This is a genomic window from Celeribacter sp. ULVN23_4 (assembly GCF_054788345.1).
In genome coordinates, this window is sequence record NZ_JBTVYO010000004.1 from 194,152 (window position 1) to 208,567 (window position 14,416).

The 14,416-nt window shown below is 58.3% G+C and carries 15 protein-coding genes; 11 read left to right on the forward strand and 4 right to left on the reverse strand.

What is annotated here, in order from left to right; translation table 11 throughout:
- Nucleotides 1–128: 128 nt before the first annotated feature.
- Nucleotides 129–1,154: a LysR family transcriptional regulator gene (locus ACYBHZ_RS11625; protein ID WP_460274447.1), complete on the reverse strand. Its 1,026-nt coding sequence runs from the start codon at nucleotides 1,152–1,154 to the stop codon at nucleotides 129–131.
- On the opposite strand from ACYBHZ_RS11625, the gene ACYBHZ_RS11630 reads away from it, so the two are divergent.
- The 6 genes from ACYBHZ_RS11630 (at nucleotide 1,147) to ACYBHZ_RS11655 (ending at nucleotide 7,351) form a co-directional block, all read left to right on the forward strand.
- A complete protein-coding gene (locus tag ACYBHZ_RS11630) occupies nucleotides 1,147–2,757 on the forward strand; it encodes an AMP-binding protein (RefSeq protein WP_460274448.1) in 1,611 nt (536 codons plus the stop codon). The two genes, ACYBHZ_RS11625 and ACYBHZ_RS11630, sit on opposite strands and share 8 nt — an antisense overlap.
- Entirely contained in the window at nucleotides 2,754–3,944 is a 1,191-nt protein-coding gene (locus ACYBHZ_RS11635) for a thiolase family protein (RefSeq protein WP_460274449.1), read from the forward strand. Before ACYBHZ_RS11630 ends, ACYBHZ_RS11635 begins: the two co-directional genes overlap by 4 nt.
- Complete coding sequence (locus ACYBHZ_RS11640) at nucleotides 3,941–4,402, forward strand: Zn-ribbon domain-containing OB-fold protein (protein WP_460274450.1); 462 nt, start codon at nucleotides 3,941–3,943, stop codon at nucleotides 4,400–4,402. Before ACYBHZ_RS11635 ends, ACYBHZ_RS11640 begins: the two co-directional genes overlap by 4 nt.
- Before the next feature lie 98 nt (nucleotides 4,403–4,500).
- Nucleotides 4,501–5,001: a TRAP transporter small permease gene (locus tag ACYBHZ_RS11645; RefSeq protein ID WP_460274451.1), complete on the forward strand. Its 501-nt coding sequence runs from the start codon at nucleotides 4,501–4,503 to the stop codon at nucleotides 4,999–5,001.
- Entirely contained in the window at nucleotides 4,998–6,290 is a 1,293-nt protein-coding gene (locus ACYBHZ_RS11650) for a TRAP transporter large permease (RefSeq protein ID WP_460274452.1), read from the forward strand. Before ACYBHZ_RS11645 ends, ACYBHZ_RS11650 begins: the two co-directional genes overlap by 4 nt.
- A 44-nt stretch (nucleotides 6,291–6,334) precedes the next feature.
- Nucleotides 6,335–7,351: a TRAP transporter substrate-binding protein gene (locus tag ACYBHZ_RS11655; RefSeq protein WP_460274453.1), complete on the forward strand. Its 1,017-nt coding sequence runs from the start codon at nucleotides 6,335–6,337 to the stop codon at nucleotides 7,349–7,351.
- A 345-nt stretch (nucleotides 7,352–7,696) separates the two neighbouring features.
- On the opposite strand, the gene ACYBHZ_RS11660 is transcribed toward ACYBHZ_RS11655, so the two are convergent.
- On the reverse strand, nucleotides 7,697–8,227 hold the full coding sequence (locus ACYBHZ_RS11660) for a winged helix DNA-binding protein (protein ID WP_460274454.1): 531 nt from the start codon (nucleotides 8,225–8,227) through the stop codon (nucleotides 7,697–7,699).
- 127 nt (nucleotides 8,228–8,354) lie between these two features.
- Between ACYBHZ_RS11660 and ACYBHZ_RS11665 the strand changes: the two genes are divergently transcribed.
- Both ACYBHZ_RS11665 and ACYBHZ_RS11670 read left to right on the forward strand, forming a co-directional pair.
- Entirely contained in the window at nucleotides 8,355–9,446 is a 1,092-nt protein-coding gene (locus tag ACYBHZ_RS11665) for an LLM class flavin-dependent oxidoreductase (RefSeq protein WP_460274455.1), read from the forward strand.
- Entirely contained in the window at nucleotides 9,443–9,943 is a 501-nt protein-coding gene (locus ACYBHZ_RS11670) for a flavin reductase family protein (protein WP_460274456.1), read from the forward strand. Before ACYBHZ_RS11665 ends, ACYBHZ_RS11670 begins: the two co-directional genes overlap by 4 nt.
- 85 nt (nucleotides 9,944–10,028) lie before the next feature.
- Here ACYBHZ_RS11670 and ACYBHZ_RS11675 read toward each other — a convergent pair whose 3' ends face one another.
- Nucleotides 10,029–11,033, reverse strand: coding sequence for an AraC family transcriptional regulator (locus tag ACYBHZ_RS11675; protein WP_460274457.1), 1,005 nt, complete (start codon nucleotides 11,031–11,033; stop codon nucleotides 10,029–10,031).
- Nucleotides 11,034–11,201: 168 nt separating this feature from the next.
- Between ACYBHZ_RS11675 and ACYBHZ_RS11680 the strand changes: the two genes are divergently transcribed.
- From ACYBHZ_RS11680 to ACYBHZ_RS11690, 3 genes are read left to right on the forward strand one after another with little or no spacing between them, the layout of a single operon-like run.
- Complete coding sequence (locus tag ACYBHZ_RS11680; RefSeq protein WP_460274458.1) at nucleotides 11,202–11,978, forward strand: SDR family oxidoreductase; 777 nt, start codon at nucleotides 11,202–11,204, stop codon at nucleotides 11,976–11,978.
- Nucleotides 11,979–12,014: 36 nt separating this feature from the next.
- Entirely contained in the window at nucleotides 12,015–13,244 is a 1,230-nt protein-coding gene (locus ACYBHZ_RS11685; RefSeq protein WP_460274459.1) for a styrene monooxygenase/indole monooxygenase family protein, read from the forward strand.
- 1 nt (nucleotide 13,245) lies between these two features.
- Nucleotides 13,246–13,731, forward strand: coding sequence for a flavin reductase family protein (locus ACYBHZ_RS11690; protein WP_460274460.1), 486 nt, complete (start codon nucleotides 13,246–13,248; stop codon nucleotides 13,729–13,731).
- Nucleotides 13,732–13,776: 45 nt separating this feature from the next.
- On the opposite strand, the gene ACYBHZ_RS11695 is transcribed toward ACYBHZ_RS11690, so the two are convergent.
- A complete protein-coding gene (locus ACYBHZ_RS11695) occupies nucleotides 13,777–14,196 on the reverse strand; it encodes an acyl-CoA thioesterase (RefSeq protein ID WP_460274461.1) in 420 nt (139 codons plus the stop codon).
- Nucleotides 14,197–14,416: the final 220 nt, after the last annotated feature.

Genomic DNA, 14,416 nt, shown 5'->3' on the forward strand with positions numbered 1-14,416 from the left:
CGAACGCTTTAGGTCGTGTCGCTATGCCGGCGGGAATGGGAAAGCCAGCAATCTACAGATCTGAAGGCTTCACGCAGACGGAACATTTCCGCGACGACCCTTAGTCGGCCCCTGCGCGGTTACGGATTTCACAGACGCCCAACGCATCCCGAGTGCTCAAAGTCGGCTTGTATAATTTTGAGAAATTCTGCGAGTGCCGGTGAGCAATCTTCTGGTCGATGGACAATCTGCAGGCTCATTGTCACGTCGAGATCCGCGACAGGGGCAAACAAGACGCCATGCGGTTTGCGCCAGATTTGAGAGGCGTTTGCAAATGCCAACCCCGCGCCCGCACTGACGAGCGCAAGAATTTCGGTCTCGTTGACCGGGTCGGAAATATAATTCGGAGAGAACTCCATAAGCGAAAGTGCGGCTTGCAGATCATCGTAAAGCTTGGGGCTGGCAGCCCTTTGAAACCCGATCAACGTATAGCCGCGCAGGTCGCGGATGCGAATGTCGGATTTTTCCGCCAAAGGGCAATCGAAAGGCATCGCGAGCATCATCGGCTGGCGTGCGAGTTCGATCGCATTGAGACCCGCGAGTTGTGTGGCGGAGGGATTGTAGACCAGTGCCGCATCCGTATGGCGTTGTCGCAGCCGGGAGAATTGCTGTTCTGTGGGCATGGTCGAGAGCAAAATTTCGACGTCCGGGAAGTTCACGCGATAGGTTCGAAGCGCATCAGGAATTAAACCGTGCCAGGCGACGCTTTCGATCATACTTAGACTCAGCGTGCCGAACGCCCCTCTGGCGGCCGCAGCGCTGCGCGACACACCGCGTTGCAGGTGACGCTCCATTTCCTTCATTTCACGTAAGAACACACGGCCCGCTTCCGTGAGCCTGACGCCGCGCGGCAGACGTTCGAAAAGATCAAATCCCAGCTCGGTTTCGAGCAGCTTCATCTGTCGGCTCAGCGCCGGTTGCGCGATCCGCAGCCTCTCGGCGGCGCGTCCGAAATGCTCATCTTCGGCAATCGCTATAAAATACCTGATCTGTCTTAACTCCATGCTGACTGATAACACTTTGCTATCAAAAACTGCAACCGTTTGAATTGGAACTGTCGTTTTTTCGATCGTAGCCTCGACAGGACATGAACCAATAAGACTGACAATGACCAATATCACGACGCCTTTTCTCGCCTTCTCCGCCGCTGTTGCGCAAAAGCCTGACCAGCTGTTTCTGCAGGCTCCGACCTGCGCCCATTTGCCTTGGGCGCCCGAGGGGTTTGCAATTAGCTATGCCGAAGCGGCGCAACGGATCGAGGCTCTGATCAATGACTATGGCCGGGCCGGATACGGACGCGGGTCCCGCGTGGCCTTGCTTTTGGAAAACCGACCGGACTTCATCCTGCACTGGCTGGCACTGAATGCCATCGGTGCGTCGATTGCCCCTTTGAATGGCGATATGCGCCCGGAAGAGCTACAGCATCAGCTTGTGACTTCAGGGGTCGAAACCGTGATCGCGGCTGAGAATTTCCGCGACCTTCTTAGCAAGGTGCCCCATGACGGCATCTCGATTGCGGAACTCGGCACAGATATTCCCGAAGCCAAAATTCACCGCGCTCCGGACGGTGGCCATCCCGATGACGAGGCGGCCCTGTTGTTCACGTCCGGCAGTTCCGGCAAGCCCAAAGCCTGTATTTTGTCGAACTACTATTTCATGAACGTGGCGGAGTGGTACGTGTCCATGGGCGGGGTGGCAAAGATGACGCCTTTCGAGGAAGTGTCCCTGACGCCTCTGCCATTTTTCCACATGAACGCGTTGGGCTGCACCGCCGTCGGCATGATGCTGATCGGCGGGACGATCGTTCCGCTCGACCGCTTCCATCCCGACAGCTGGTGGCAGACCATTGCGGATAGCGGGGCGACCATCGTGCATTCTCTGGGCGTCATCCCGGCCATTCTGCTCAAACGGCCCGAAACCCCTTATGACAGGGGGCACAAGGCGCGTTTCACCTTTGGCCCCGGTGTCGACGTCGATCACAAACGCCAGTTCGAAGAACGGTTCAACCTGCCGATCATCGAAGGTTGGGCCATGACAGAAACCGGCGGGTCGGGTGTTACCGATACGGCAGAATTGGGCGGCGCTGTGGAAAGCCGTTGTGTCGGGCGGCCGCGCGCGGGCACGGAGTGGCGTCTGGTCGATGACGCGGGCCAAACGGTGCCGACAGGGCAAGCGGGCGAGCTTTTGGTCCGCGCCGCGGGCGATGATCCGCGCAAGGGCTTCTTTTCGGGCTATCTCGGCGACGCCGCCGCCACCGAAGCGGCTTGGCAAGACGGCTGGTTCCATACCGGAGATATCCTGAGCGCCGATGCAGACGGGCTGCTCTATTTCCTCGATCGCAAGAAAAGCATTATTCGCCGCTCAGGTGAAAATATCTCTGCTCTGGAGGTCGAAGCGGTGCTTGGAGCGGACCCCGCCGTGGCGGAGGTGGCCGTGACGCCGGTGCCCGATACGATCCGCGAAGAAGAGGTCTTTGCCTTCGTGGTTGCCAAACCAGGTCAGGCCGACAGCCTGGCGCTGATGCACCGACTGGCGGAGCGGCTGTCCTATCACAAGCTGCCGGGCTTCTTGCAATTCTGCGAGGCGCTGCCAGTCAGCTCGACGCAAAAACTGCAACGCGGCCAGATCAAGGCGGATGCCGAAGCTGCGGTCAGGCTTGGCCGAGCGGAAGATTTGCGCGCTCTCAAATCACGGCTGCGTAAGGCGGTGGCGCAATGACGACGGGGGGCTTTGCATCGGTCGCCGCGCCGCGCGGATATGACGATGTGGTGATCGCCGCGCCGGTCACCGTACCCTACACACGCTATTCTGAGCGCCCCGCCCAATGGTGGGCCGGGCAAGCGCTCAAGGCGCTGGCACAAGCGGCAGGCTGCGATCATCGCGAGATCGACGGCCTGTCGGTGGCCAGCTTTACGCTCGCTCCCGACAGCGCCATCGGCCTGACGCAGCATTTCGGCCTCTCGCCTCGGCATCTCGATTTCGTGCCTCTGGGCGGTGTAGCGGCGATCGTCTCGCTACGCCGCGCCGCGCGGGCGGTTCAGGCGGGGGATGTCGATGTCGTCGCCTGTATTGCCGCTGATGCGAATGCGCCGGACGGGTTTCGCGCTGCACTGGAAAATTTCTCGCGCTTTTCGCAGGATGCCGTTTACCCCTACGGCACAGGCGGCCCGAATGTAAGTTTTTCGCTCATTGCCCAAGCGTATATGGCCGAGACCGGGGTGACGCGTGCGGATCTTGCGCATCTGGCGGTCTCGCAGCGTCAAAACGCGTTGCAAACGCCCTGGGCGATGATGAAAAAGCCGTTGACGGAGGCGGACTATCTTTCTGCCCGACCGATTGCGCCGCCCATTCACCTGTTCGACTGCGTCATGCCCTGCGCCGGGGCCGAAGGATTTCTTGTGATGCGCGAAGACACCGCCAGAGCACAGGGGCTGCGCTATGTGCGGATCAGTTCGATGATCGAACGGCATAACGGGTTTCCCGAGGATCCGGTCATGTTGCGGGGCGGTTGGGTGCGGGATGTTGAGATGCTTTGGCAGATGGCAGGCTGTCGCCCCGATGCGATAGATTTGATTGAAACCTATGACGACTATCCGATCATTTCCGCAATGCAATTCGCCGATCTCGGCTTTTGCGCGCCAAAGGAATTGCCGGATTTCCTGAGCGACCACGATTTCACCACCGGGGGCGACCTGCCACATAACACCTCGGGCGGACAACTTTCTGTTGGACAAGCTGGCTGCGCGGGCGGTCATCTCGGGATGGTCGAAGCCCTGCGCCAACTGACCGGAACCGCTGGGACAGGGCAGGTCGAAGGAGCAAAACGGGCTCTGGTCTCCGGGTTCGGCATGATCAATTTCGACCGCGGGCTCGGATCGGGCGCCGCCATTCTGGAGACTGCATGATGGAATATGCCGAATTGCCGCCCCACGCACGCAGCCTCGCGGCCCGGTCTCTGATCCCGGTTGCGAAAGCCTGTGCGTTCGACTTGCCGCGCTGTGCGGACTGTGGCCGGTTTTCATGGCCAGTTCACGAGCTTTGCCCCTACTGCCTTGGCGATCTGGATCTTGCGGAGGCACCGCGCGCAGGTAGGCTTCTCGCCAAAACCGCGGTCATGGCCCCTGTCGCGCCCTATTTTCGTCAGTCGGGAATTGAGTGGCATGTCGGATTGATTGCGATGGCGGCAGGTCCCTCCGCTCTTGCATTCACCCACCCCAAGGCCGGCATTGGACAGCCCGTCGATCTCTCCCTGCGTCTCGACCGCGCCGGGCAAGCCGTGCTCTATGCCGCACCGAAGGATCACGCCCCGACGGACGACCCCCAATGGCAGGAAATGAATATGCCCTCTGAAGCCTCGGGCTAAGACCCGGAGCAGCGCGCAAGAGCGCTGCCCTTTGAACGACTGGAACCCTCCGACACCAACGAGCGGTGGGCCAACATACAACAGTGGAGATTCGCACATTGCGCCTTTTGAAACTCATGCACAGGGTCGAACAGGTGTTCCTGTTTCTGGCCGCCGCCATCCTGATCGCGATGGCTCTGATCACCTTCGTGGACGTGATCGGCCGCTACGTCTTTAACAAGCCTCTGGGTGGGGCGTTCGAGCTGGTGGCTATTGGAATGGCGCTGATGATCTTTGCAGCCCTGCCCGAAGTCACCGCGCGCAATGAACATATCATGGTGTCGCTGATGAAATTCCTGCCGATGGCAGTGCAGAGCGCCCTGCGCGTCATCATGGCTGTGGTCACAGCGATCGCCTTTTGCGTTCTGGCCTGGCGCTTTTTCGATCATGCGGCGCGGCTGGCCTCTTATGGAGATTACGCCATGTATACGGGCATTCCCTATGCCCCGGTAGCCGGCTTTATGGCGCTTGCGTCTGGTGTCGCAGGTGTGTTCCGGGCCATACGCATCGTGCTCGCCCCGCATCAGATGGCGACCGGCAAACTGGAGGACGTGGCATGACCTCCGCTCTGATCGCCTTTGCCGTTCTGTTTCTTCTGCTGTTTCTCGGCCTGCCGATCGGCATCGGCATGGGCCTTGTCGGAACGATTGGCTTTGCCATGATGATCGGCCTCGATCCGGCGCTGAACATGCTTAGCCAGACGGCTTATGATGCGGTCGTCGGCTACAATCTCTCGGTCCTGCCGCTGTTCATCCTGATGGGGCATTTCGTGTCGCAGGCGGGGCTGTCGCGCAAGCTGTTCGAAGCGTCCTATGCCTGGGTCGGCCATCTCAAGGGCGGGCTGGCGGTGGCTTCTGTTTTGTCTTGCGGCGGGTTTTCGGCGGTCTGCGGGTCCAGCATGGCAACGGCAGCCACCATGGGCCGGGTCGTCATTCCGACCATGCGCAGCTATGGCTACGCGCCCGGCATCGCCGCAGGCGCAGTTGCAGCAGGCGGGACGCTGGGCATTCTGATCCCGCCGAGCGTGTTGCTTGTGGTCTACGGACTGCTGACCGAACAGGACATCGGCGCGCTGTTCGCCGCCGGGATCGTCCCGGGTATTCTGGGCGTTTTCCTTTATGGTGCCGCAGTTGTGATCGTCGCGCATATCGTACCGGAGAAAGCCCCGGCCGGCGAACGCAGCAGCTGGTCCGTGCGGTTCAAATCGCTCAAAGGAGTGCTTGGCGTCGGACTGTTGTTCACCGTGATCATGGTCGGCATCTATGGCGGGATTTTCACTCCGACCGAAGCCGCCGGGATCGGGGCGGTCGGAGCCTTTGCCATCGCGCTGTTCTCGGGAGAGTTCAGCTGGAAAATGTTCCGCGACGCGGTCATCGACACGGTGCTGACGACCAGCGTGATGTTCACTCTCGTGATCGGTGCCATCGTCTTTACCAATTTCATCAACGTCGCCGGATTTTCCCAGACGATCAGCGCGCTGATCTCGCAGTACAACCCCGCACCGATGATGATCATTCTGGCGCTGGTTGTGGTATATCTGATCCTCGGCTGTTTTCTCGAAAGCCTGTCGATGATCCTGCTCACCATCCCGGTGTTCTATCCAATCATCGCAGGGGCTGGGTTCGACCTTGTCTGGTTCGGCATCTTCGTCGTCATCCTTGTGGAAATCAGCCTGATTTCCCCGCCGGTCGGCCTGAACATCTTCGTTCTGAATTCCGCATTCCCTGATATCAAACTCTCGACGATGTTCCGTGGCGTACTGCCCTTTGTCGGTGCCGATATCGTGCGTCTGGCACTGGTGATTTTGCTGCCTGGGTTGGCAACCTTCCTGCCCGAACTCTTCTATTGACCCCCAACCAAAACATAAAACTCCAACAGGGAAAGGAGACTATCATGAAACTCTCTCACGTCGCGGGCACCGTTCTGGCCTTCGGTCTCAGCGCAGGATCGGCCTTTGCCGAGAATGTCACGATCCGGTTTTCGAACTGGTTGCCTCCGACCCACTACATCATCACCGAAATGATCAAACCGTGGATGGATCAGGTGGAGGAAGCCACGGACGGCCGGGTGACCTTCCAGATGCAGCCCGCCCTAGGCGCGCCCGCAGCGCATCTCGATCTGGTATCCACCGGTGTGGCCGATCTCGGTTTTGTGCCGCACAGCTACACGCCCGCCCGGTTCAAACTGACCGAAATGGGCGAGCTGCCGTTCACTTCTGACGATGCCGTGGCCAACTCGGTTGCCTATTGGCGCACTTATCAGAAATTCATGCTGGGCGCGAATGAACACAAAGGTGTAAAGCTCTTGTCCTTCTGGACGACCACGCCGCAGCAACTCTTCATGACCAACGAAGTGAGCAACCTGACCGATCTCGAAGGCGAGAAAGTCCGGATCACCAGCCCGATCCTCGAAGCGGCCACCGACGCGCTCGGGACCACGCCGATCACGGCATCGACCTCTGATATCTACGAAATGATGTCGCGCGGGACTGTCGATGGCACCTTCTTCCAACCGGATTCCATCGTCGCCTTCCGTCTGTCCGATTATGTAAAAACCCAGATCAACGTGCCGGGTGGCTTCGCGCATTCCAGCCAGATGCTGATCATGAACCAAGCCAAGTGGGATGCGATTTCACCTGAAGATCAGGCCAAGATCGAGGCCCTGTCCGGCGAAACCATATCGCGTAATTTTGCCGAGGTCTGGGACGCCAAGGCGCAAGAAGGCTCCGCCACCCTTGCCGAGCAAGGCATGACCGTGAAAACCATTGAGGGCGAGGATCTTCTCACACTGAAAGACAAGCTGTCCTATCTGCGCGAGGACTGGGTCAAGGCGGCTGCGGAACGCGGTGTCGACGGTGATGCTGCACTTGCCTATTACGCAGAACAACTGGCTAAACTGACGGCCGAATAATCCGACTCCCCCAATTTATGTCGGGGCCAAGGTTGGCCCCGGCAGACCACAAATGTCGGATTGGAACCCAGACATAGTTCTGCTACCCGTCTTCGCCCTGGCTGAAAGACACCGTCGAGAACTCCAACCGACGCGTCCGCAACGGGATGCTACACGCGGGAAATCACAAAGATTCCCGATTACGAGTTGCAAGCCCTTTGCAACCAGTCCAACAACACGTCCCGAAAATGCTTAGGCTGGAAGCCCCTCGCAGCGGTCGTCCGAGAGAGGAGGCTGGCGGGGATAGGACGCCCCACTTACCCTCGACAGCGACAGGAGCCGCTCTTCACCTTTGCGCTCACAGCCTCATCTGTGCGTCGCGACAATCCGTGACGCCTCTTCATAGATGCCCGAGAGGATCGTCAAAGTGCGGGCCGCAGACTGCAGCCTCTCGACGAATTCGGGAAGGCTCTGAATTTCTTCGACTAAAAGCTTTCGCCGGATGTCCGAATAGAGATCTGTGACTTCGCGCCCCAAAGCTGTCGCTTCGTAGGTTACGCCCGCCCGACTGCTCCCTTGCTTTTCGACAAATCCATCCGCGATCATCTTGCGCAGCGAATACTGGATGTTCGGGATGTCATCGCGGTTGAGCAATCGTGCGAGTTCTTTGATCGACTTGGCGCGATCATTCATTCGGATCACATGCAATAGCGCGTTTTCCGGACCGCTCAATGTGATTCCCGAGGCAGCGACGAGGCATTCGGACTGCCAGCGCCCAAAGCTCTCGAACGTCCGCATCAGCGCGAACTCCATCTCGGTCGTCGCCACCGCCGGATCATCTCCCGCCAAATGCCATTTAAAATCAAGCGCCCGATGTTCTGATTTCTCTTGGGCCATTTGCACCACCTCTCCCGTCTCCTCACTTAAAAAGTATTTTGAACTTAAAATTCTCTTGACACAATGAGATTTTAAAACTCATTTTTAGCTTAAAATTCTATTTAAAATAACCAACAGGAGACTAAGCATGAAACCCAATAAGATGCTTGAGAAAAAAGGCTTCAAGCTCGGCACGTTTTCGAGCAACTGCTCGTCCGGCATGACCGTCAGCACGTTACCCGACCGCTGGGAAAATAGCTGGGAAAACAATTTGAAGCTCGGCGAAATGCTCGATGCGGCGGGCATGGATTTTATGCTGCCGATTGCACGCTGGATCGGCTACGGCGGTGAAACGGATTTCCATGGCGGTGTCCTGGAAACCGTCACATGGGCAACGGCCCTTTTGTCCCGCACCAAGGACATTTCCGTCTTTGCCACGGTTCACACCGCCGCCAACAATCCTGTCGTCATCGCGAAACAGATCGCGACCATGGATCAGATTGGTGAAGGCCGCGCCGGGCTCAATATTGTCGCTGGTTGGAACAAGCCCGAATACGAAGCGCTCGGACTGACCCTGGCGGATGATCATGAAACGCGCTACGGCTATGCGCAGGAATGGTTCGACATCGTCAAGAAGCTCTGGACCAGCCGCGAGCATTTCGATTGGGCCGGTGACTACTTCAACCTCAAAGGCGTCAAGGGCGATCCGTGGCCGCTGCGTGACGAAGTCCCGATCCTGAACGCTGCCGGATCCGGGCTCGGTCGCGAATTTGCCACTCAGAATGCGAACTTTCTTTTCACCCCCGCGATTGACCTCACACGGTCTGTCGAAGAAATCAAAGAGCTCAAGGCAAAAGCCGAAGGCAAGGGGCGCGATGTAGGCGTGCTCACCTTCAGCCATGTGATCTGCCGCCCGACCGAAAAGGAAGCCAACGAGGTCCGCGATCACATCATGTCCAATATCGACTGGCCCGCCGTGGACAATCTCGTCAATCTCCAATTCGCCCATGCGCAATCTTTCCCGCATGATCTTCTGGCGCAAATCCGCAACCTGATGGCGCTTGGCCATGGCGGTTTCCCTCTGGTCGGGACACCTGAACAGGTCGCCGAAGGTCTCATTGCGCTCCATGAGACAGGCTTTGCCGGGACAACGCTGTCCTTCGTCGATTACGTCGAGGAATTCCCCTATTTTCGCGATACGGTCCTGCCGCTTCTGACCGAAGCCGGAATTCGGGAATGACCATGGCCGTCGCTCCGAAGGCGTTTACTCAGGCAATGCGGGGGCTGATGGGGCATTGCACCGTCATCACGGCATCGCATGCGGGCGCCAAGACCGGGATGGTCGTGACCTCCGGCGTCTCATTGACCGCAGAGCCGCCTCAGGTGCTCTTTTGCATAAATCGCGGATCATCGACATGGTCCGTTCTGCGCTCCAGCGGCACCTTTGGCTGGTCCTCCCTCGGGGCGGCACATGAAAACGTGGCGCGTCGCTTTGCGGGGTTTGGTGGCATCACGGGTGCAGACAGGTTCACTGGTGCCTCTTGGACCGAAACGCCTGAAGGTGTCTTCCTGCTCGAAGATGCGCCGTTGGCCCTTGCCTGTGAGGTCGTCGAGATGGTGGAGCGCGACAGCCATGACATCGTGATTGGGCGGGTCACCGAAGTGCAATCTCAGCCCGGTGCGGGCGTCCTCACCTATCATGACGGCGCCTTTCACCCGATGCACGATCCGGCATGAGGGCCGAATGTCTCTATACTTCTCGAAAGCGGCGCGCGTGACAGCGCCGCTTGCTTTTGTACCCTTTATAAGGGAGCCGCGCGCCTCAGTTTCGCGCGACGCGCAATGTTTCGACGGGGCTACAGCCGAATTTCTTGCGATAGTATTCGGCGAAACGGCCAAGGTGGAAAAACCCAAGTGCCGTCGCAACATCCGTCACGCTTGTCTCTGGTGCCGGGTTCGACAACTCTTCCCACGCCTGCTCAAGCCGCAGATCGCGCAAACGCGACATTGGTGAACGCCCACGTGCACGAAACGCCGCTTGGAGACCACGGACACTTGTCCCCGCCGCCCGCGCGATATCTTCGATCATAATCGGCTCGTAGAGGTTTTCGCGCATATAGCTTTCCGCCAGACGCATCACACGTGGCATCGGCGCGGTCTGATCATCGGACGCACGTGAGAGATTGTGGGCCTGTGTCTCAAGCAACCCGACCATGAGCGTGCGCTCCAACTGCTTGCCCAAAAGCGTCTCCGAGCCGAGCATCACCCCGCCCCGATCCGCCTCGCGCATCACGAAATCAAGCAATCCCAAGAACGCGCGCCCCTCAGAGCCACGCATGTCATTCGCGCCTTGAAACCGCAACACATGGCCCGCTGGCAATCCATATTCCGCTTGTGCGGCGGCATTCAGAGCATCGCGATCGATCTGAACCAAAAGCTGCGCGCAGTTTTCATCCCAGATCATCCGCGTTTCCGCATCCGGGTTCAAAACCCCGCTGCGCCCGCCACCGATCTCGTGACTGTTGTCCCCGTTGCTGACCGAGGCATGTCCCGACAACGGAAACTGAAATAGGTAGAAACGCTCAAGCGCACCGGGGGCGATCAGGGTCTTGGTGCCGTAGGTCATCACATTGACCGACAGGCACCCCCCGCTCAGACGATTGTGCCGCGCAGCAAAGCGGGACGACCCGATGGTTTCAAGCCGATGATCGCAATAGACCCGCGCGACGGCGTTGCGTGCCTCATCCAGATCATCGCTGGCAAAAAGCGGATGCGCCGCAAGCGGTAGCGCCCCTGTGCTGGTCGGTGTCTGGATTTGGCCCATCATCTTTTTCGCTCTGCTCTCGCAGCCCTTCCCCACATCGCCATCCAAATTCATTCGGACTTAAAGCAATATTTGCGCATTTCGGACAACGCATACGCAAACAGGATAGCGCCAAGGATCGGGGGCTGGGCAAGATTTTTTTACAAATTCATAACAATCAGGGAGACGCACATGCGTGGATTGAAGGACAAAGTCGCAATTGTTCCCGGCGGAGCCACAAAAATTGGCGCAGCTGTGGTCAAGACCTTTCGCGACAATGGCACAAAGGTGGTGATCGCGGATATCGACGCCGAATCCGGTCAGGCCCTCGTCGAAGATGGCGTAACCTTCGTCAAAGCGGACATTCGCTCCGATGACGACATCGCCAAAATTGTTGCCGCGGCGATCGAGACCTATGGCCGGATCGACTTTCTGGTGAATGTCGCCGCCACCTATCTCGACAACGGCGCGGAAAGCACGCGAGCGGAATGGCTCGAAGCTTTGGATGTGAACATTGTCGGCTCGGTCATGCTAATGCAGGCGGCGCGTGCAGAGCTTGCGAAAAACAAGGGCGCGATCGTCAATTTCGGCTCGATCTCGGCGCGTGTGGCGCAGACCGGCCGCTGGCTCTACCCGGTGTCAAAAGCGGCGATCCTACAACTGACCCGCAATCAGGCGATGGATCTCGCCCCCGACGGCATTCGTGTCAACGCCGTCTCCCCCGGCTGGACCTGGTCCAACATCATGGACAGCCTCACGGGTGGCGATCGTGAAAAAACCGACATGGTCGGCGCGGATTACCACCTTTTCCCACGGGTCGGCGACCCCGAGGAAGTGGCAGAGGCGATCATGTTCCTGTGCTCGGACAACGCCTCCTTTGTCACCGGCACCGATATTCGCGTCGACGGCGGCTACACCGCGATGGGCCCCGAGGGCAAAGCCCCTGCAATTCCCCGTCTCATGGACTGACCAAACTTTAAAAACAAAAACAACAGGAGAGAACACATGAAACGCATCACTATCATTGGCGGCGGCCAATCCGGCCTGCAACTTGCGATTGGGCTTTTGCAAAAGGGCTATGACGTCAAAATCATTCAGGACCGCACCGGCGATCAGATCGCTGCAGGCCGTGTCCTGTCTTCGCAATGCCAGTTCGACACCGCTCTGGATCACGAGCGCGCCCTTGGCATCAATTTCTGGGAAGAGGCCTGCCCGCCGGTCGAAGGCATCTCCTTCTCCGTGCCGAACCCGGAAGGCCCCGGAAAAGTGATCGAATGGGCCGCGAAGCTCGATGATAAGGGGCAATCCATTGACCAGCGGGTGAAAATGCCGCGCTGGCTCGAAGAATTCTCGCGCCTTGGCGGTGATCTGGTGATTGCCTCCGCAGATATCGCAATGCTCGAACGCGAGGCAAAGACCTCTGATCTCGTCATCGTTGCCTCGGGCAAGGGCGAGATCGGAAAGCTGTTCACCCGTGACGCCGAAAGATCGCCTTTTGATGCGCCGCAGCGGGCCTTGGCGCTCACCTATGTCCACGGCATGACCCCGCGCGAGAATTTCTCTGCGGTGAATTTCAACCTGATCCCCGGCGTTGGCGAATATTTCGTCTTCCCGGCCCTGACCAAAACCGGCCCCTGCGAGATCATGGTCTTCGAAGGCGTTCCGGGTGGCCCGATGGACTGCTGGAAAGACGCCACGACCCCGCAGGCGCATCTCGACACCTCGCTCGATCTCCTCAAGACATTCGTCCCATGGGAAAACGAGCGCTGCAAAACCGTCGAACTGACCGACGAAAACGGCATTCTGGCCGGTCGCTTCCCCCCGACCGTGCGCAAACCCGTGGCCACACTGCCCTCCGGCGCCAAGGTGCTGGGCTTGGGCGATGCCGTCTGCCTCAACGATCCGATCACCGGACAGGGGGCCAACAATGCGGCCAAGGCCGCTGCGGTCTATTTCGACGCCATTCTCGCGCAGGGCGACAAACCCTTTGACGAGGCTTGGATGACTGCGACGTTCGAACGGTTCTGGGACTACGCTCAATGGGTCGTGCGCTGGACCAATATGATGCTTCTGCCGCCACCGCCCTTTGTCCTCAACATCATGGGATCCGCTCAGGTTCTTCCCGGCCTCGCACATCGCATTGCCAATGGCTTCGACGATCCACGCGACTTTTTCCCGTGGTTTGCCGATCCGAATGCGGCAGAGGACTATCTCTCAAGCTTGCAGGCGGCCTGAGATGGTCGATGTCACCACCTTCCGCCAAGCCATGGGGCTTTTCCCGGGCGCAGTGACAGTGATCACCACCGGCACAGGTGAATTGCGGCGCGGGATCACGGCAACCGCCGTCTGTTCGGTGACGGATAGCCCGCCTTCGCTGCTGGTCTGCGTCAACCGCAAGACCGGCACCTGTCAGGAGATCATGCGCTCTGGCCGGTTCTCAGTTCAGTTGCTCGACGCCAATCAGAGCGATCTGGCGCTGTGCTTCGCGGGTGCGGGCGGCGCAACGGGGCTCGAAAAATTCGATCCCGCGGATTGGACAAATTGTCCGGCCGGCTTGCCACGTCTGAAATCGGCCTTGGTCAGCCTGTCCTGCAGCGTCACCTCGCAAAGCGAAAACGGCAGCCACATGGTGTTCATCGGCCGGCTTGAAGATGTGGCGCTCCGCGAGGGCGAGGCGCTCATCTATGCGCAGTCGAAATTCAGACGGCTTGAAACAGCTTGAAACAAAAAAGGCCCCGCTCGGGGCCTTTTTCCATTCGTCCTGTCATCACGCGGCCAGTTCGGGATGCAGATACCGCTCAAGTCCCGCGCGGCAGTCATCGGGCCAGGGATGCGATTTATGATCCTTGGTAGAGGTCATCACGATCAACTGCTCAATGGTCCAAAGCACGTCACCGTTGGCGGTCACCACCGTGTAGAGATCGAGCGACGCGTTTCCGATTTTGCGAACATGCACGTTGAATTCGAGAATATCGCCGTAAACGGCGGGCTTCTTGAATTCGATATTCATTTTGACGCTCGGCAAACCGAGATGGCGCTCGAACATCAACTCTTTCCATGTGACACCAAAAGAGGCGAACATCGCCTCGTTCACATCCACGAGCATCGAAAGATAAGCCGGGTGATAGGCAATGCCGGTCAGATCACAATCGCCAAAGCGCATAGGTTTTTGAATAGTGAAGGGCATGATGTCGTCCTCTTTAGATGAGTTCCGCACACTCACAAACTCGATTCGGTGCGCGAAATTTATTTCATCTATAAACAATAAAGCTTGTATAAATACGGTCAAGCGCTCTTGTAAAACTTCGATAAATGTAGATTTTTTCATTCTTTTAAAGGCGTTAATGTGAAAAACTTCTGGAAAGGGAATTTATTTTATGCTTGAAGTATTTGTGAGATTAGATAAT